The sequence below is a fragment of the Gelidibacter sp. genome (assembly GCF_035515035.1).
Classification (GTDB): domain Bacteria; phylum Bacteroidota; class Bacteroidia; order Flavobacteriales; family Flavobacteriaceae; genus Gelidibacter.
The window spans coordinates 1-19,029 of record NZ_DATJCA010000158.1; the positions used below are offsets into that span (position 1 = coordinate 1).

14 protein-coding genes are annotated in these 19,029 nt (G+C 38.5%); 2 read left to right on the top strand and 12 right to left on the bottom strand.

Annotation, left to right across the window (positions count from 1 at the left end):
• The first annotated feature begins 333 nt into the window (after positions 1 to 333).
• Both VLZ86_RS13180 and VLZ86_RS13185 read left to right on the top strand, forming a co-directional pair.
• Entirely contained in the window at positions 334 to 1,404 is a 1,071-nt protein-coding gene (locus VLZ86_RS13180; protein ID WP_325452088.1) for a sensor histidine kinase, read from the top strand.
• Between the two features lie 39 nt (positions 1,405 to 1,443).
• Positions 1,444 to 2,154 (top strand): response regulator transcription factor, encoded by a 711-nt coding sequence (locus VLZ86_RS13185; RefSeq protein WP_325452090.1) that lies wholly within the window; start codon positions 1,444 to 1,446, stop codon positions 2,152 to 2,154.
• A 304-nt stretch (positions 2,155 to 2,458) separates the two neighbouring features.
• Here VLZ86_RS13185 and VLZ86_RS13190 read toward each other — a convergent pair whose 3' ends face one another.
• The 12 genes from VLZ86_RS13190 to VLZ86_RS13245 form a co-directional block, all read right to left on the bottom strand.
• Positions 2,459 to 4,390, bottom strand: coding sequence for a SusD/RagB family nutrient-binding outer membrane lipoprotein (locus VLZ86_RS13190; RefSeq protein WP_325452092.1), 1,932 nt, complete (start codon positions 4,388 to 4,390; stop codon positions 2,459 to 2,461).
• 44 nt (positions 4,391 to 4,434) lie between these two features.
• Complete coding sequence (locus tag VLZ86_RS13195) at positions 4,435 to 7,572, bottom strand: SusC/RagA family TonB-linked outer membrane protein (protein WP_325452094.1); 3,138 nt, start codon at positions 7,570 to 7,572, stop codon at positions 4,435 to 4,437.
• Positions 7,573 to 7,783: 211 nt separating this feature from the next.
• Positions 7,784 to 8,569: a sialate O-acetylesterase gene (locus tag VLZ86_RS13200; RefSeq protein WP_325452145.1), complete on the bottom strand. Its 786-nt coding sequence runs from the start codon at positions 8,567 to 8,569 to the stop codon at positions 7,784 to 7,786.
• Positions 8,530 to 8,841, bottom strand: a complete 312-nt coding sequence (locus tag VLZ86_RS13205) for a hypothetical protein (protein WP_325452096.1) — start codon at positions 8,839 to 8,841, stop codon at positions 8,530 to 8,532. The genes VLZ86_RS13200 and VLZ86_RS13205 overlap by 40 nt, the downstream gene beginning before the upstream one ends.
• Positions 8,842 to 8,963: 122 nt before the next feature.
• Positions 8,964 to 11,273 carry a family 20 glycosylhydrolase gene (locus VLZ86_RS13210; protein ID WP_325452098.1) on the bottom strand — a complete coding sequence of 770 codons (2,310 nt, stop codon included), beginning with the start codon at positions 11,271 to 11,273 and terminating at the stop codon, positions 8,964 to 8,966.
• A 93-nt stretch (positions 11,274 to 11,366) separates the two neighbouring features.
• Complete coding sequence (locus VLZ86_RS13215) at positions 11,367 to 12,548, bottom strand: glycoside hydrolase family 27 protein (protein ID WP_325452100.1); 1,182 nt, start codon at positions 12,546 to 12,548, stop codon at positions 11,367 to 11,369.
• 16 nt (positions 12,549 to 12,564) lie between these two features.
• A complete protein-coding gene (locus VLZ86_RS13220) occupies positions 12,565 to 14,655 on the bottom strand; it encodes a GDSL-type esterase/lipase family protein (protein WP_325452102.1) in 2,091 nt (696 codons plus the stop codon).
• A gap of 32 nt (positions 14,656 to 14,687) precedes the next feature.
• Positions 14,688 to 15,383 (bottom strand): LrgB family protein, encoded by a 696-nt coding sequence (locus VLZ86_RS13225; protein WP_325452104.1) that lies wholly within the window; start codon positions 15,381 to 15,383, stop codon positions 14,688 to 14,690.
• Entirely contained in the window at positions 15,376 to 15,777 is a 402-nt protein-coding gene (locus VLZ86_RS13230; protein WP_325452106.1) for a CidA/LrgA family protein, read from the bottom strand. The genes VLZ86_RS13225 and VLZ86_RS13230 overlap by 8 nt, the downstream gene beginning before the upstream one ends.
• 162 nt (positions 15,778 to 15,939) lie before the next feature.
• Positions 15,940 to 17,064, bottom strand: coding sequence for a sialidase family protein (locus VLZ86_RS13235; RefSeq protein ID WP_325452108.1), 1,125 nt, complete (start codon positions 17,062 to 17,064; stop codon positions 15,940 to 15,942).
• A 20-nt stretch (positions 17,065 to 17,084) separates the two neighbouring features.
• Entirely contained in the window at positions 17,085 to 17,858 is a 774-nt protein-coding gene (locus tag VLZ86_RS13240) for a creatininase family protein (protein ID WP_325452110.1), read from the bottom strand.
• Positions 17,859 to 17,873: 15 nt separating this feature from the next.
• Positions 17,874 to 19,028 (bottom strand): AGE family epimerase/isomerase, encoded by a 1,155-nt coding sequence (locus VLZ86_RS13245; RefSeq protein ID WP_325452112.1) that lies wholly within the window; start codon positions 19,026 to 19,028, stop codon positions 17,874 to 17,876.
• Between the last annotated feature and the right edge of the window lies 1 nt (position 19,029).

Consider the following 19,029-nt stretch of genomic DNA (forward strand, 5'->3'; position numbering starts at 1 on the left):
AGTCCCAATAAAAGGATCTACATAACTGGTAATAGCAGTGTCACTTTGTACAATTTCAGGTTGCTTATTACAGCCAAAAATCAAAAAAGCGGATAGAATAATTAGGTATTTATTTTTCATGCTTATAATATATTCCAAAATCTCAAAATAGGTATCGTGTTGTCAGGATCTGCCATATTGGTTGGATTCCAGGTGACCCGCATCACACTAGTTAAAAACTAAATTTCCAAATGGAGTTCACTCCATAAATTTTCATAAATTTAACCACAATTGAAATTAATTTAGACGGACAACACGTTAACTCTCCTGAACATCATCAAATTTTTTATTTAAATGAACTTTTCCTCCAAACGCATCTATAAAATATCCATATGGCACCATATTATTTTTTGGGTGGTCTATTTTTTATTTAACACCTTCCGTTGGGGAAGTTATTTTAATGATTACCTATATTCATTAAAAACGAATCTTATAGGCTTCCCAATCCACATTGCTTTATGCTATTTTAATATTTACTTCTTGATGCCCAAGTTTTTATTTAAAAGGAAATACTTACCCTATATCATCCTGATTATTTCAGCCATCTATGTAATGGTGTTGGCAAAGTTCAATCTCACTTATTTTTTGATCAGTAATAATGTTTGGCCGGAAGGTCCCGAACCCATAAACCATTTGACCCTTAACTACACTGTTGATATGATGATTGGTGAGCTATACGTGATCACCTTTGTGACGGCCATAAAAGTGACATTAGACTATTTAAAAGAGCAAAAAAGAGTTACCGACCTCGAAAAAAACCAATTGGAAACAGAATTGTTATTTTTAAAATCGCAGATTTCGCCACACTTTTTTTTCAATACGTTAAATAACATCCATTCTTTGGCTTTGGAAAAATCGAACAAGACGTCCAAAATCATCTTAAGACTATCAGAATTAATGCGGTATTTACTTTATGAAACCAAATCCAAACGTCAACCATTGGAAAAAGAAATCATCTGCATTCAAAATTATCTAGATCTGGAAAAGATTCGTCATGACGATTTGCTTGAAATCAATATGTCTATTTCAGGAGATCTAGAAGACAAAGAAATAGCTCCTATTTTATTGCTCACTTTTGTAGAAAATGCCTTTAAGCATGGTGTTAGCAAGAACATTGGCATCGTTAAAGTTGATATTGATTTCACTATTGAAGAAGAATTTCTTTATTTTACCATCACCAATCCTTTGCCTGCAGTAACCGACTATAAAAATGAAATCAATTATTCTAGTGGAATAGGCTTAGAAAATGTGAAAAAAAGATTGACTTTAGGTTATGATAAGAATGATTATGAACTCAAGATAAATGATGACAACCATATCTTTACCGTAAGTCTTAAAATTAAAGTGACTGACTTACAGCCTTAGATTTTATCCTGAAAATCTCTTGGTACTAAAACAAAAGACATGAAAATAAAATGTTTAATTATTGACGACGAGCCATTAGCTGTTAATGTAATTAAAAATTATTTACAGAAAATTGAAGACATCGAATTGGCCGATACCTTCAATAACGCTATTGATGCACTAAACTATTTAAAGCACCATAAAGTTGATGTCATTTTCTTGGACATCAACATGCCGGTTTTGGACGGTCTGAATTTTATCAAAAGCTTAAAAGAGCCTCCTTTAATAATCATTACCAGTGCCTATACTGAATATGCCATTGAGACCTATGAACTTGATGTTCTCGATTATTTGGTCAAGCCCATTGAATTTCCAAGGTTCATGAATGGGTTAAATAAGGTTTATAGAAGAATGAATATCAATCAACCTTCTTCTGAGAACAGTAAATCGCGGCCCTACCTTTTCATTAAAATTGATAAGAAAAAAATGAAAAAGGTGTTTTTAGACGAAATATTAGTAGTTGAAAGCTTAAAGGATTATTTAAAAATCAATACGACCAATGGCCGCTTTTTGATCCATAGCACACTATCAGATTTCACTAATTTATTGCCGACTACAGATTTTATTAGGATCCACAGATCTTATACCATATCCATCAATAAAATAGATGCCGTTGAAGGTAACAGCATTGAAATTGATGGGATGCGTTATGTTATTGGCAGATCTTATATTGAGGAAGTCAAGGACAAGATTTTAAATTCTTCCATTTAGTATTAAGTACTAAGAATTAAGTATTAAGACAAAATAGTCTCACTTCGGCTATCGGAAACTTCTGATATCTCCGAACAAAAGCACACACTCTTACCATTTCCAAAAACGACGTTTATTCGGAACAAGAATGATTTCTAAAAGAAAGACTATTGACGTCATACTGTACCATTAAATCATTTCTGAACATCTTATTTGTAGTTGGGCATCAGCACGAAAAGCATTAGTAATTAAAATCAAAAAGGGAGAACTTTTAAAAGTTCTCCCTTTCGACTAAACATAAAAATAAAAAAATGAAAACTAATTTTTATTCCTGTTGTGCCCACCATAATGGCGTAAACACGTCATCAGGACCTCCTAATTTGTCAACGGCTTGCGCATATCCACCAGGGATGTTATTCGGGAAATTAGACGGATATTTTAACCTTTGCGGGAAAAATTTGACATCACTTGTCATATAATTGCCATCAGTTAAAGCTGGCATATTAGTCAAAGGAGTTTCAATTGCAAGGTTTTCAAAAAATGGCAACCCTAAACGTCTGTGATCGTTCCATGTTTCTAATGGTAACCATGGTGTTTGTGCGATAAACTTTTGAGTGATAATTTTTGTCAATAGGTCATTTTTCACCGTACCATTTTTATAAAGATTATTAACTGGGTAATTCAAAGTGGCTGTACCAGCAGCACCGGTATAACCATCTTTGTATGTCACAGCTACTGAAACTGGTGGCTCAGCGGTATGAGTCCAGCTAACAGAAGTTCCTAATCTACTATAATCATCAGAAGTTAAATAATCACTTAATTGACTTGAAGTACCATTGTAAGCAAAGCTATCAGCAATACCTTGCTCATAAGCCTCTTTTCCACCCATCGGCACAGTCCATCCTCTTACAGCTGCTTCTGCAATTAAAAAATAAGATTCCCATGAGGCAAAGAATACTCTTTCGCTGGAACCATTTCTGTACTTTTTAACCATACGTGGTAAAGCACCTGCAAGATTAATCATTTCGTTTTTAATCTTCTTTCCAGGAGCCACCCAGTTACCACCAGCATAAGCGTTCCAAGTATTGGCCCCATTTAGCGTTGCCAAAACATCATCCACGTCCTTACCATCAGCATCTTTAACAATATTTGCAATCACTCCTGTAGATTTCTCATCACTATTACCCATATATTGTGGATTAGTAAAATCTCCAGGTACTGTATAAATCTTATAGGCTCTAGGATCAATCGTGTTTTGTATCCCATCAAAGAAGTATCCTGCAGAAGGATCATTTGTTTTCAGTGCAAAATGCTCGTCAAATCTTAGACCCATATAATTTGCAGGTTTGATGTAGGCCTGTTGTGCTGCCGACAATACATCAGCCGAAGGAATACCACCCAAACCAATCATCAGGTTGTTAAGTGTTGCAGTTATTTCCTGATTATACCAAGGTCTGGTCATAACTCCTGTAAAATTATCCCATCCATTATTTTCTTCAACGGCAAAAATATCACCTGCTTCTTTTATAAAATCACTACCAGCTACAGCACTTTCAAATTCCGATTGTGCTTTTGCCGGATCTACCTCAGACAAACGCATTGCTAAACGCATTCTTAACGAGTTTCCATATTTTCTCCATTTTGCATAATCATATCCGTAAGCAGGATCCAAGTCTCTCAAAGCATCACTGTGATTTGTCAAACCAAGATCTAACGCACTTGTAGCCTCTTTTAACTCTTCTAGAATGTAATAGTAGACAGTTTTCACATCACTATACTCAGGGTTGACACCTTGAAAACCATCCACTGGGATAGGACCAAAATTGTCAGCCATTTCACTCATAAGATAGGCACGCCAAATTCTTGCAACTTGTTTGAGGTTCGGCGTATGCTCTCTGGCAGTCCCTACTTCTATTTGTTGGTCAGCCACTTTAATACCCGCATTAATGTTTCTCAACCATGAAGATATATAACCGTTGTAATAGTCACTTGACCAACCATCGTTTGGACTACCTGCCGATATCCCTGCAGGTTTAATCATTCGTGATGCACGATCCCAATATAGAACGAATACCCGCTCAGCGATATGTGGATCCATTTGTGCACCTCCAATAGAATTATTAATAAAGTATTCTATCTGTACTTGGTCGCCACTTGCTGCGACAGGATCTATATTTAACTCTTCAAACTCAGAGCAGGACAGGAATGCTAACAGCACACCACCAACTAAGCTTGTTTTTTTTAATATTTTTCTCATAACTTGTATATTATAATTTTTGTAACTTAAATGATACGTTAATTTTAGAAACTTAAAGATACGTTCAAGAATACGCTACTTGTTGTTGGAGGTGAAAGGTATTCAAAACCTGTGGCATTGGTAGAAGTCGCAAAAACAGACTCTGGATCAATACCATTTAAGTTATTTTTTAACATCCACACGTTGTTCGCTGAAAGACCTATTTTAGCTCCCTGTATTCCAGAACCTCCTAACCATTCAGATGGTATAGAATAGTTAAGATTAATATTTCTCAACCTTACGTTGGTAGCATCGTAAATATTGGCTTCATTAATCCCTAAGTTTCCAGATCTCGTTGTAATAGCTTCCCAATATCTCTGAGGTGAAACACCTTGGCTATTTACCGTATAACCCCCACTTCCATCACTAACAACACCATCAACAACAATGTCAGCTCTTTCGCCATTAACAACAGTCACTGCAGCGTTCCCAGAAAGCTGCATCGCATGATTTGAACCAGAGAAAATCTCTCCACCTATTCGAGCGTCAATCAAGAATCCTAAAGATAGGTTTTTATAAGTAAGGGTATTTGAAAAACCAAGCATAACATCTGGTTGCTGATTTCCTAATTTAAATCTTTCGCCATTATTAGCAGCTACTGGTAATCCTGTGCCGTCCAAAATAATTTGTCCGTAGTATGGACTAGTTTGATCCTTTACTCTATCGAACTTAGTACCCCAAATTTCACCATAACTACCTCCTTCAATTGCGAGGACTGATAAATTGTCATAACCTCCCAAACGGAACTGAGTAACGTCATCAGCTAAACTTTCAATGGTATTTTTGTTTGTTGAATAGTTAATGCTTGCATCCCAACTTAAACCTTCTGGATCGTCAAGGATTCTTCCATTAATAGACAACTCAACACCTTTATTCTGTACATCTCCAGCATTAACCATCTTCTCATTATAACCACTCAACGGATCCAACGGCAAACCAATCAATTGGTTGGTAGCATTAGATTTGTACCAAGCAATATCCACTCCTAATCTATTGTTGAAGAAACGGCCTTCCAAACCAATCTCTTGTGATTTGATCAGCTCACTTCTTAAATCAGGATTAAAAAGCGTATTGTTTGTTCCTGCAGTCGTATTCCCATTAGAATCATTACCAATCCAATAGCTATTATAAAGCCTGTATGGCGGAAGGTCATTACCTACAGTAGCATAAGACGCTCTAATTTTACCAAAGGTTAACCACCCCGGCAAATCAGAACCTGCCTTTCTAATCATATCTGTAAATACGAATGACGTACTGATCGATGGATAGAAAAACGATCTGTTTTCTTTACTTAAGGTAGAAGACCAGTCGTTACGTCCTGTAAAATCAACGAATAAGAATCCGTCATAGTTAATTTGTAATGTTCCGTAAAGAGAATTCGTTCTTCTTTCAGATGAACCCTGACTGACGCTTGGTGCATTTTCACCATTATTCAATGAGAACAAATTAGGAACTACAAGAACTCCAGAGTTTCCGCTAATATGATCAGAGCTTCGTCCCATGATATTTCCACCAAGAGTTGCAGAACCTCCAAATTTACCAATAATGTCATCTTGAGCGGCCATCAATAAGAAACTGAAGTTTTTCTCGATAAAAGAGTCTTTTCCAAAACCATATCTTCCCGTATCGTTTCCTGGGCTACCTGCGTATAATTTAGATTCGGTGGTAGTGGTATAAATATCAGCACCTGCTCTTACTTCAGAACTCAACCAATCTGTAATATCATATTTAATAGATCCGTTCAATAAGAAACGATCTCTCGCATCATTGCTCAATCTGTTTTTTACAGACCAGTATGGGTTTTCAGAGTTCTCAGTAGTAAACCATCTCATTTTACCAAACTCATCAGAACTATTTTCAAATTGGGTAATGTCCAATGACACTGGCAACTGTGCGAGTGTTCCAAAAGCATTATTGTTATTTGAACCATTTAAAGGTCTGTTACCTGCTTTAGTATTGATGTACTGAACTTTCACATCAGTGGTCCATTTTTTATTTTCTCCAAAATTTGAAACCGCTCTGGTAGTTAAGTTCAATCGTTCTAAAGTTGATCCAGGGACATTACTATCATCATGCAAATAACTGGCAGAGGAGTATAATGAAGTACCTTCTGTCACTTGTTGTTGAAATGATAAGCTATACGTTTGGTTAAACCCACCATCATAGTAGTTGCCCATATTATCATAAGCCCTTAAAGTTGTTGGATCACCTTTCCAATCGGTAACGGATTGTCCTTCAATCTTGGTTCCCCAACTCTTACGAGCGTAGTCCTTATTTGTAGCATCATAAACGCCATCATAACCTTGAGAGAACGAACTTTGGGTCTTTGGTTCCAGAAACATTCTTTCAAAACCTGTGGTTGCAGAAAAAGTGATACCTAATCCTTTTCTTGCTTTACCTGTTTTGGTGGTAATCAAAATAACACCGTTACCCGCACGAGAACCATAAAGTGCCGCTGCAGAAGCACCCTTTAAAACCGTCATGGTTTCAATATCATCAGGGTTTAAATCTCCCAAACCATTTCCCATATCTTGTGAAGGGTTCCAAAAGTCGTTGTTGTCAGCTCCAGTAAAGTTATCCATCGGAACTCCATCCACTACAATCAGTGGCTGGTTATCTCCAGTAAGCGAGCTATTTCCCCTAAGGACAATTTTAGAAGAACTGGCAGGACCATTACTACCTTTAATCACCTGAATACCTGCTATTTTACCTGATAAAGCATTGGCGACGTTGGTTTCTCTTGATTCTGTCAATGCCTCGCCCTTCACTTCCTGAACAGCATATCCTAAAGATTTACGTTCTCTTTTAATACCAAGTGCAGTAACTACAACTTCGTCTAATTGACTCACATCTTCTACGAGAGAAACGTTAATCGTGGTCCGACCATTAACAGCAATCTCTTGTGTAGTAAAGCCCACGTAAGAAAACTGCAAAGTGCCCTCACTTGGTACGTTAATGCTGTAATTACCATCAAAATCTGTTGTTACCCCTGTGGTAGTTCCTTTAACAAGGACACTAACTCCCGGAAGTCCCAAACTGCTTGCAGCGTCAACAACAACTCCTTTTACCGTTGTTTGCGCCTGCATACCATAAGTGCATAGAATACCAAACACAAACAGTAATTTAAGTACCTTTTTTGTCATAATTTTATTATAAGTTTAATTTGATTTCTTAAATGAATGCAATAAAACTATCAATAGTGAATATTTTCGACTAATGACGTTTCTGGCAAGGAGTAGGGCGTCATATAACGCTGTAGTATGGATTATTTTGCCAAATTTGAGTTAAAATGCCCTCTATATTCCAGTAAAATCATCAATGCGAATTGACCTTAAATATAGCGAAATTTTCCGACTATTTCACCACTTCAGTAAATCCAAGCGCTCCCACTCCAGTCGAAACACCTGTAAGCCAAGGCCCTTGATACGGGATTGAAGATTCGGGATAATTATCCGCTAAAATATAAGTAAGCGTATCTCCTTTGTAAATGGATTGATTTGAAAAGTTTAAACGAAGTCGTTTTGGATTTTTCGGATCGATTGCTAAATTGGAAATGGTAGTGGTTCTTTTATTATTTATGGCGAAGGCATAATCTTTTAAATCATACTTAATTCCTCCTATTATAAGTTCTGGTTGAATGGTGATAGCCTTATCAAATTCAATAACTAAAGATGTAGAAGATTCCAATGTGACACCAATTACTTGAGGCGCTTCAAAATCGACGGTGGCGCCGTAAAAATCATATTTTGCCATATTAGAAATCCATTTACCCAATACCTCATATCCGAGGGCATGATAATGGCATCCGTCTGATAAAAAGTAAGTTCCATTTTCTGATTTTGGATTTGAAGGAAAACCATGTCGGGTCATGATTTTTACATCCTTATGTGTTTTGGCAAACTGCCTTTGGGCTTCTCTAATGTTTTGATGCCCATTTTTGGAGTTGCATCCGGGAGGAGTTTGGACCAGATAGAATTTCTCAAAGGTATAATCGGTTTTAAAATCCTTGTACAATTTTTCCAATGCGGTTTTATAATCTAAAATCGAATCTTCCACATTGCTTTCTCCTTGGTTCCAAATAAATGCTTTGATTTCATTTTTTAAGCCCGAAGATCCAATCGGTAGTGCAACCGCCCGTATGGCACATCCAAATCGGCAGTACTGGTTTTTTGATAAAAAGAAATGGCACCTCCGCCCCCTGCACCGTTTATTATGGCAATGGGAACGCTTTCTGAAGCGACCAAGTTCATACCTATATTTAGTCCCAAAACACCAATCATACCATTGCCCACGAGTTGAGCACCACCACGAACATCAGGCGCTTTGCCACGCGCCAAATACCAATTGGTGTTTGTGGCTTCTGGGTAAATAGCCGATTGATTATACACATGCATCGCGCCAATGGTCCGCACCCATTGCGCATCAGCAGGTAAATCCTCATCATTATAGGCATGGTCATAATCTATAGCCCAAGCGTTGGATTGTCCGCTAATTACATAGACATCTCCCGCCGTGACATGGGCTGCTGTTTTAATTAGGACTTCGGTTTCATCTTTTTTTTTACGAACAACTCAATCGTATAATTGTGTTTTAGCGCTTCAATTTCTATGGGCATGGAAAACGGCCCATTTATCGCAATAGCACTTCTGGTTTGCAGGCCTTTAACACCGTGAACTCTTGTGATTAAACTATCCACGGAAACCGCTGCAGTTCCAGAGATTTCAATGCGTGCTTTATTATTCTTATCTCTCGCGTAAAGTTGATAATCTTTAGGAAAGGAATTAAGAGTTACTTTGGGAACTACATTGAACTTTGGTCTAAAAATCAAGTCATTGACTTCTTTTACCCCATTGTTTTTGATATCGACCGGCACGCAGGTAAACATCCATTTCCAGGAATTGTCATCCTGTGGAATTTTCAACAATACGGTATTCCAACCTTTTTTGAGCTGGATTTTTGTGGGCGCTCGGTAAAAATAATCTTCGTCGATAAACGGAATTTCATCTGTTTTAGTTCCTAAATTAGGTTGTTTCCAAACCGGAGGTGCTATCTCCAGATGGTTGACCCAGATTTTCGGGTGCGTAGTGTGCCATTGGCCTTGATCAGGAAAAGGACCTATACGTCGTCCACCAGATCGCGACCAACCTTGAAAACCAACCCAAAAATCTTGAACACGATCATCGGGCGAATAAATTTCAGTAGTTGCATAAAAAGTTCCGGTTTTTTCAGTGGTCAATGCCGGGAAACCAAAAAAGTGTTTGAGATGAAGGGTGCCACCAACTTTAGGCTCAGACCATTTGTAATTTTTTCCATCAACAGCATACGCTGCAACCAAGGAATCTTCAACGGGAAAACTCAGTGAAACATCATTATGATTTGGAAATGGACCAATCACGTTCCATTGGAAGTCCGTCTGTCTGATATATGGAAATTCCTTCCCTTTAAAAAATAGATCCCGATGGACGATGACCTTGTCTTCAAAAGCTTTGAATTCCTGAAGATCGGTGGTATTTACTGGTGGTAATTTTGCCCAATAGTCCAATTTATTCTCTTTTCTTCCTTTCCAAATCGCATCCGCATAAAAAACGATGGAAGGGTAAATTGGGTTTTGTTTTAAAATATCACGTTCATTGGCCACATTATTATCAGGCCATGCACATAATATCCCACCCAAAGCCAGTGAATCGCCTTTTGGCTGTCGGCAGGGTTGTTGAAAAAACAAACGCGACATGCCTGCAAAAGGATCCAAATGGTTGATATAATTAGCGCGGGAATCTATAAAACGGTGCCCTTCCCGGGGATTAAATTGCGCCCAAAGCTGATTAATGGATGTAGAATCTCCCTTTACTTCAATGCCTTCCATCCAAACAATAACCTCTCGATCGCGAGATTTTACACGCTCCATGATCTGTTTTACAAAGCCGTCTTCCACATATTCTTCGCGGTTCCTAACCTCATCCGTCCCGATATGGACATACGGCATATCTTCTGCACTCACCAAGTCACACAATTCATCAAACAAATCCAAAAGCGTAGGCAATGCCTTTTCATCCTTCATCGATTCAAAACCCATGGCTTTTCTAAACGCTTCTGAATGTCCCGGAATATCAAACTCTGGAATGACCGTGATATGACGTGCTTTACAAAATGCTACGATGTCCTTAAAATCGTCTTGGGTGTAAAATTTCCCTTTACCTCGTGAGGTGGCAGCTTCCGATTGTAACTGCGGATACAACTTACTCTCCAACCGCCATCCTGGATCATCGGTTAAGTGCCAATGGAACACATTGTATTTGTATTGGGAAATGACTTCTATTTGTTCTTTCAGTTGGGCTACCGATTGAAAATTCCGCCCATTATCGTGCATAAATCCACGGATTTTAAATGCGGGCCAATCGGTGATTTCTAATTTTGGAAATACGCCTTCTTTAGCATGCTTCCTGAAAACTTGTTGGAGTGTTTTTATGGCGTAGTACGCGCCTCTTTCCGTACTTGCCCAAATTTTGATGTCGTAATCAATACTCAATCTATAAGCTTCATCAGGATTATCCACCGAAAGATGTTCTTTTATAATTTGAATTTTCAAACCTTTTGATGCTTCCTTAATACCCTCGTTTTTGAAGAATGTTCTCAAAAGATCGGATTCATTTTTAAAATTGGACGCTGAAATATAAATGGTTTTGAAAGTCAATTCTCCCTTCCCGTAACTTATTTCTTGCGGTCCGGGAATAATGGGATATTTATTTTCGAGCGGATTTGCATACCCGTTGAAAACAAACAAGAGGTTCAAAGTCATAAAATAAATGACCGATTTAAAATTGTTTTTTATAGGACCTAATTTCATAAGATTTTAATTTACTGAATCTATAGACCTCATAGATTTAACCTGTCCGCCGAAGGAGGAAAACCTGTGAGGTCTTACTTTGCTTTAGTTATTTTATTTCGACAATCTAAAAACGACCACATCACGAGATGGCACATCTATGGTCATTTTCGCATCCGTGGTTCCAACAACCTCATTCTTCCAAAGATCTTTTATTTTATAGTTTCCTTCAAAATCCTTGATCTTGATGTTGGCCCAATTAATTTCATAATTTTTATTTGTGATTTCTCTATTGAAAAAGCAGATCGCTATATCGCCATTGTCCAATGGCTTTTGCCAAATTTCAAAGTTGCCAAAATCTTCAATCTTAAAGCCTTGCTTGCCCAACACATCTTGGTTGATGGCAATCAGTTCTTTATTTGTTAAGATATTTTGATCCGTAGCAGTCATCGTCCTCAAATCGTTGCCCGCCATTAAAGGCGCTGCCAACATGCACCACATACTGAAATGTGCTCTGGCTTCATTTTCTGGCATATTGTTATTTCCAACGGCCAACATATCCGGATCGTTCCAATGGCCAGGACCTGCATATTTTTCCAAACCTACCTGCATATCCACCAAGTCTGACCATCCATAAAGATTACCCCAAATATTACCGTCGTATCTGGCTTCCATATCAATATCCAAAGTCGTTCTCCATAGGTGACCTACATCTTTTGCCCATTCCCAAGGTTTGTTTTCACCCCATTCGCAAATGCTAAAAACAATTGGCCGCCCCGCTTTAAAGAGCTCATCCCTCATCAACGTATAAGAGGTTATGGCATCTTGCCCTTCAGTATGGCACCAATCGTATTTTAAATAATCAACGTCCCAGTTTGCGTAAGTTTCAGCATCCTGACGTTCAAAACCTTTACTTCCCGGTCGGCCAGCACAAGTTTTGGTCCCAGCATCCGAATAAATTCCAAATTTCAATTCTTTTGAATGGACATAGTCCACCAAGCTTTTTATGCCCGACGGAAATTTATCTTTGTCCACTATGATATATCCATTTTCATCGCGGCCTATTTGCCAGCAATCATCAATCACGATATATTCATAGCCAACATCCTTAAATCCGCTGGTAATCATGGCATCTGCCATTTCCTTTATAACGGTTTCATTCACGCCGTCGCATTGAAAACTGTTCCAGCTATTCCAACCCATTGGCGGGGTCATTGCCAAATTATCGAATTTTTGAGCGGTCATTTCCTTAGAGAAAAAGAACGCGACCAAGAGAAAGAAGAGGTTTGTTTTCATGACATTGATTTTATATTTATTCTATACTATTAGAAAATGTTGATGCAGGCAAGCCATAACTATTGACTAAATTTCCATTCGAAAAAGGCGTATACCCATATTTTACGTATCTGGGATTTTTAATTTCTGGCGACCAAACCTGTAAAGTCCCATTTATTATTTTGGTTTGAGCAGGCACAAATACTTTATCGGCGTTGGCGATAAAAACATCTTGCACCGATGGACTGTTTAGCGCTTTTAAACCTTCGCCATATTTAAAATGGACTTCAAGGGCGTTGCCAATAACGTTCACAAAATCCAAAAGCGGTCCAGAATAACCGATCTCAAAATTATAATCGTTATGAAGTGCTATTTTTGATAAGCGCTGTCCAACAATCCACTTTTTTCGTGGATGCACGTCCGTTTCATTACCAACATCATAGCTCACCGCCATTCCCGTATTTGGAATGTCCAACAAGCGTCTTTGTGAATCCCTAAATCGTCCCCAAGTTGATCTGTTAAGACTACTTAATTGGACATAATAAAAGGGCAGATTTTTATTCTGAAAATGGTTACGCCAATCGTTGACCAACAATTTAAACAATGCAGAGTGCAGTTCGATGTGTTCGGCATTGGATTCTCCCTGATACCAAATCACGCCTTTAATGTTATAATTCCTGATGGGCATCACACCCGCATCAAATAAAATGGTGGGCTGGTAAGGATGTCTGGCTTTGATTTTAGTTTTGGAATAACCTTCCATATTGAGCTCAATTCTTTCAGCAACCCAAGTATCTACCATCGGATTTAAACGCATATCGTTTAACAGATTAACAGTTTCATGTTGTTGTTCCATAGACTCCCTACTGATCCAACTTTGTATTGGGGAACCGCCAATGGCATTACAAATAATCCCCACGGGAACATTCAATTTTTTCTGCAGTGTATACGCAAAGGCATAAGCTACAGCCGAAAACCTTTCAAGATCCTTTCCATTGGAAGTGGTCCATCCGGAAGATTCAAAATAATCTGCTGCATTACAATTTTCAAGTTCATCAGTGCTAAATTTCTCTCCTGACAGTGTTTTTCCATCCATTGATAAGAAAAACACCCGATCATTTAAAGAATCTTTTAATACGGTAGTGGCACTTTCCATATCGCGTACCATAAAACCCATGTTGGATTGTCCCGAAGCGAGCCAAACCTCACCCAGATATACGCTTTCTATTTCAACGGATTTGGTAGGTGTAGAAAATTTCAACGGATAAGGGCCGCCAGCTTCCATTGGTGGAAAGGTCAGGTTCCATTGGCCATTAAAATCGGCTTTTACGAATTTCGTGGCGTTGTTAAATTGAACGGTTACGATGTCATTATAATTCGCCGTTCCATTAAAACGGATGGTATCATTTCTTTGAAGCACCATGTTTTCCCCATAAAGCAATGGCAGTTTTAAATCGCCATAATCTCCAGTAATTGCACTAAACGCTTTATTGGCGATGATATGGGCACCTTCTTTAGTGGGGTGTAAATTATCAGGAAAATATTCCGGAAACCGATATAAAGGCTCGTGTAAATCAATCAAGTCAACAGATGCATTTTTAGCAATAGTTTCAATTATCAACTGAATTTCCTTAAAACTTTCGCGCATGCCTTCTTCAAACCAATGATGCCCCGAAAAAGTAGGCGTCATTTTACAAATGATGACTTTTGGTTTTGAAGGCAGATTTTTATAGACCGAGATCATATCGAGGTAGTCCTGTTCAAATTCATCTTTATGATTTGGCCAGTTGTTATTCCCTTGATCATTCAAGCCCAAATGGATGATGACGATATGGGGCGCAAAGTCTTGAGATTTCTTAAATTCCGCTGCATCCCAATAAGGTTTATGACCGTTTTTTAACAGGGTCGCGCCAGAATGTCCAAAATTACCCACTTCATAATTGGCGCCCAATAACTGTTGCAATTGCGCCGGATAGCCATGTTCTTGCGGATCTTGAATGCCCGCACCAAAAGTGACACTATCTCCCACGCAGGCGATTCTTATTTTATTCTGCGAATGCATGGATGCCGAAAAAAGCAACATCAAATACAAAAGCAACATCTGGTAATCTTTTAAAGCTGATTTCATTTTAAAACGATATTCAAATGGGATTCTTAAAATCATCCTACGATCCAAATTACAACATAAGGTGCAATCAGCGTGGTCAAAAGACCATTGACGCACATAGCCAATCCGCTATACGCCCCGGACAAATGGCCTACTTCCAAAGCTCGAGCGGTTCCAATACCATGTGCTGCGGTTCCTAAGGCAGTCCCCATAGCAGACTCGCTTTTTATCCCTGCACGCTTTAAAAATCCCGGACCGAAGGCATTTCCAAAAATACCTACCGCAATCACCACCCCGGCCGTTATGGATGGAATACCTTGGGTAATCTTTGTTATTTCAATGGCAATAGGTGTTGTAACGGAGAGTGGGAGGATCGATTTAATGATGATTTCTGGCGCATTCATACCTAGGGTAATTAATGACACCGAGAAAACACTTATGATTCCGCCACAACAGACGGCCAATAAAAAAGGATAGATATTATGTTTGATCAATTGGTATTTCTCAAAAAACAAAGCGCCAAGCGCCACAATAGATGGACCCAAGAAAAAACTCAAAACCTTTCCGCCCTTGTTGTAATCGTCAAAACTAATGTCCATGACCACCAAAAAGAAAATAATGAGAGTTATGGCGATTAATACCGGATTAAATAACACGAATTTTATTTTTGTTCTTAAAGCACGTGCGCTAAAAAAAGCAATCAAAGTAATGACAATCCCAAAAACTGGAAGTTTATAGAGTTCAGTCATGTTTTTCAAGTTTTTGCTGAACGAGCGCGGTCACATATAAAGTAATCAACGTACTTAACCCCGCAGCAACACACAGAATGACCCAATACAATTTTATAAAATCAAAATAAGACATGAGCCCAACTCCGAAAGGAATAAAAAACAGCACCAAATAGTTCAATAAGGTATCAGAGGCAGGTTTTACCCATTCCAGTTTTATGAGTTTCCATTTGAGCGCGATAAAAATCAGGATCATTCCCAATATATTCCCAGGGATAGGGGTTTCAATAAAATATCTGATCAACTCCCCCAACCCAAGAAATAAAAACAAGATCAAGAAAGCTTTGATCAATTTTATACTCTTATGGAATACACTTTTATTTTTGAAATTTACCTTAAATGATTTAATAGTCATTTGGAACGTTTGAGGTTTGAAAAGCGCAGGTATATTTTGATGGCAATTCATCTGGGGTGAGATGGGAAGCAAAATAATTTGCCATGATCAGACCTAACAGGTTTTCCTCCTTCGGCGGACAGGTAAAAACCTTTCAGGTCTGAAAAGGTCTAAAATTCAGAACTAATTTTTCGCTTTCTTATAACTATCCTTGCCATCTGTTAACCAATCCAAAGAAAAGCTTACAAACGGATTTTTAGTATACTCGTCCTGTTCAAAAAACAATCCGATATCGCCATTTGCAAGGATGGTCATATCTGAATATGCCGAAGGACCTTCGTAAATAGTTTTGCCTTCGGTCCAGGTTTTACCTTCGTCGTAACTTATGCGCACCGTCATATTGACACGACCTTTTTCGGATTTGGCATTAGAAAACAAAAGTCTGTTTTTGTCGTAACCATCTTCCACGGAAGTATAGCGAATGATACTGGCATTACATCCTGGATCAATTAACTCTGGTGCTTCTTTAGTGGTCCATGTTTTACCTTCATCAGTTGAGGTGTGTACATAACGCATGCCTTTCCCGTTGACTCTTGCATTGATCATTAACGACCCATCAGCAAGTTGGATGACTTTTGATTCGTCTGCAGGCTGGATAGGCGTGTCAATAAAATACCAAGTTTTACCGTGGTCATCACTTCCAAACAAATGCAGTCCGCTATTTAAATTCACCATCGTGTGCAATAATTTCCCAGAGCGTGTTTGGATTCCTCGGCCTGATGTTATAAATTTAAAATCCTTATGCCATTCCGGTTTTGCAATTTGAGAGGTGATATCTTCCGGCTTGCTCCATGTTTTACCGTTGTCGGCACTTTTTACAACGTGTAGATAATAAATATCTTTTTCGGTATCCAAATTCATAAAATTGTAGAACAAGAAGATTTCATTGGTGACGTGATCCACGATCAAGGACGGATCTGAAGCCGATTGCCCATCAGGAAAATCCACTACCGTTTCTATATTGGACCAAGTTTTACCATTGTCCGCGCTTCGTCTTATGATAATATTGATATCTCTACTCCATTTTAAATCGCCACAACCTGGAACACGCTCGTCTATAGCAGCGATGACATCGCCATTGGGAGCGGTTATGATGGCCGGGATGCGGTAACATTCTACTCCCTCAGTCATAGAGGTGTTGAACAAATCTTGAAATACCGGCGCACCATCGTTTATGTCAGATTTTTGGGTTTTTACACCGCAATTAGAAAGGAGTACCGAGATGAGTACTACGATTAGTTTTTTCATATTTATAGACTTTAAATTATTTATTCGTACATATTATAAAGGTCCGCATGATGCAACTCTTCAAAAAACTCAGCCACATTTTGGGTCACCTCTTCTAAAAATGCCGTGCCTTTATTTTTGGTGGCAAGCTTTGGGTTTCCTACACCTGTATCTTCGGTGACATGTGTCCATTGCCGTTGTGCCGTCACCCAACCTTCTTTAAGACCTTTGAGTTTAAATTGTTTCGCACTTCCATTTCCAGCTTGATCCAACGGCAACACTAATTGCGGCGCAATATGTTGCATGGCAGAAGTTTCTAATTCTCCTGCGTGATCTCCCGGTTCATCAAAATAAGCAGATGCATTGGCCGCCTGCCACCAATTAATAGAACACACAAAAACTTTTGGAAATTCTAAACTCAATTCCCTGATCATTTGTTTGAAATTATTGCCCCCGTGGGAATTGATAATGACCAATTTCTTAATATCATGTACATTTAGAACCTCAACAACATCTCTTAAAACAGCATATTGAGTACTTGGGTTCATATTCATACATAACGAAATATCCATTTGTCCTGTATTGACCCCAAAAGGAATTGTTGGCAGTACGATAACTTTGGCCTTTTTGTTCCACGCTTTTTCTGCTGCGGCAATGGCGACATACTCGGCTTGATAATTATCCGTTGCATAAGGCAAATGATAATTATGGGCTTCAGTAGCACCCCAGGGCAAAACCGCAACACTAAAAATAGTTTCCTTTACCGATTTCCAATTGGTTTCTGCCAAAACGTATGGTCTTATGGTTTTTCCCATGTTCACTGATTTAATTTATTTTTCAATACGTTCGAAAGTTTTCCAACATTGGTACATGGCTCTTGGAACGTGAAAACAGCCTTTCCATTTTCCGCCTTTCAAATCCAATAACACGTCACCTTGCCTGTTTAAATAGCCAAACCATTCGCCGTTCTTAGGATCTGAAAAATGTGACCATGCATAGTCATGAACTTTTTCATACCAATCCATAAGCTCTTTTCTTCCCGTGTGTTCATAAGCTTTAGCCAATGCTACCAAGGCTTCCAAATGGACCCACCAGAGTTTTTGATCCCATTCCAATTGTTGTGGCGGCTTCCCGAGGGCATCCATAAAATAAAAAATACCTCCATGTTTGTCGTCCCAACTATATTCTAAAATCCGCAGAATGGTATCTGCAGCTTTTTCTATAAGTTTCGAATCTTTTCTTCTAACTCCAATATCAATCATAAACCACATGGCCTCAATACCGTGACCCGGATTTATTAGACGTCCATTAAAACTATCCTCGTGCGAGCCATCAGGACGGACAAATTCATAGATAAGGCCCGATTTTTCATCCAAAAAGACATTCATGACTTCATTGATGCTAAAATCGATGGTTTTATTAACCTCATCTTCATCTAAAACACCTTCAAGTTCCAATACTAAATTAGATAAAATCATTGGTAGGGAAAAACTTTTCAAGGGTCTTTCTCCGGTAGTTTTCTCATAAGATCCTTTTGGATTGTCCTTCTTTTTCAAGATATTGAGATAGGTCTTCTTGGCGAGTTCCTTCACCTCTTTATCTCCTGAAGCGATGGCATATTGGCTAAACGCCATAGCCGCAAAACAATCGGAAAAAATATTATATGGTTGCACTAAGGGGTTTCCTTCTTTTGTAGTTGAGAAATAGAAGTTGCCATCCTTATCCATTCCATGTTCGATAATAAAATCAATGCCATGCTTGGCCATCTTCAACCAATTATCATTCTTTTCAACGGTATTATAAAGCATGGAAAATGTCCAAGCCTGCCGTCCTTGGAGCCACATGAACTTATCCGAATCATACACGTTTCCCTTTGTATCCAAGCAGGTAAAATAGCCTCCATACTCTAAATCGATGCTGTTTTTTTCCCAAAATGGAACAATATCATTTAGAAGTGTATTTTTGTAGAGTGATGTATATTTCATT

Excerpts from the sequence above, each read along its gene's own strand:
- VLZ86_RS13180 (WP_325452088.1), top strand. The coding sequence starts at position 334 with ATGAACTTTTCCTCCAAACGCATCTATAAAATATCCATATGGCACCAT.
- VLZ86_RS13195 (WP_325452094.1), bottom strand. The coding sequence starts at position 7,572 with ATGACAAAAAAGGTACTTAAATTACTGTTTGTGTTTGGTATTCTATGC.
- VLZ86_RS13190 (WP_325452092.1), bottom strand. The coding sequence starts at position 4,390 with ATGAGAAAAATATTAAAAAAAACAAGCTTAGTTGGTGGTGTGCTGTTA.
- VLZ86_RS13245 (WP_325452112.1), bottom strand. The coding sequence starts at position 19,028 with ATGAAATATACATCACTCTACAAAAATACACTTCTAAATGATATTGTT.
- VLZ86_RS13185 (WP_325452090.1), top strand. The coding sequence starts at position 1,444 with ATGAAAATAAAATGTTTAATTATTGACGACGAGCCATTAGCTGTTAAT.
- VLZ86_RS13225 (WP_325452104.1), bottom strand. The coding sequence starts at position 15,383 with ATGACTGAACTCTATAAACTTCCAGTTTTTGGGATTGTCATTACTTTG.
- VLZ86_RS13240 (WP_325452110.1), bottom strand. The coding sequence starts at position 17,858 with ATGGGAAAAACCATAAGACCATACGTTTTGGCAGAAACCAATTGGAAA.
- VLZ86_RS13235 (WP_325452108.1), bottom strand. The coding sequence starts at position 17,064 with ATGAAAAAACTAATCGTAGTACTCATCTCGGTACTCCTTTCTAATTGC.
- VLZ86_RS13220 (WP_325452102.1), bottom strand. The coding sequence starts at position 14,655 with ATGAAATCAGCTTTAAAAGATTACCAGATGTTGCTTTTGTATTTGATG.
- VLZ86_RS13210 (WP_325452098.1), bottom strand. The coding sequence starts at position 11,273 with ATGAAATTAGGTCCTATAAAAAACAATTTTAAATCGGTCATTTATTTT.
- VLZ86_RS13215 (WP_325452100.1), bottom strand. The coding sequence starts at position 12,548 with ATGAAAACAAACCTCTTCTTTCTCTTGGTCGCGTTCTTTTTCTCTAAG.
- VLZ86_RS13230 (WP_325452106.1), bottom strand. The coding sequence starts at position 15,777 with ATGACTATTAAATCATTTAAGGTAAATTTCAAAAATAAAAGTGTATTC.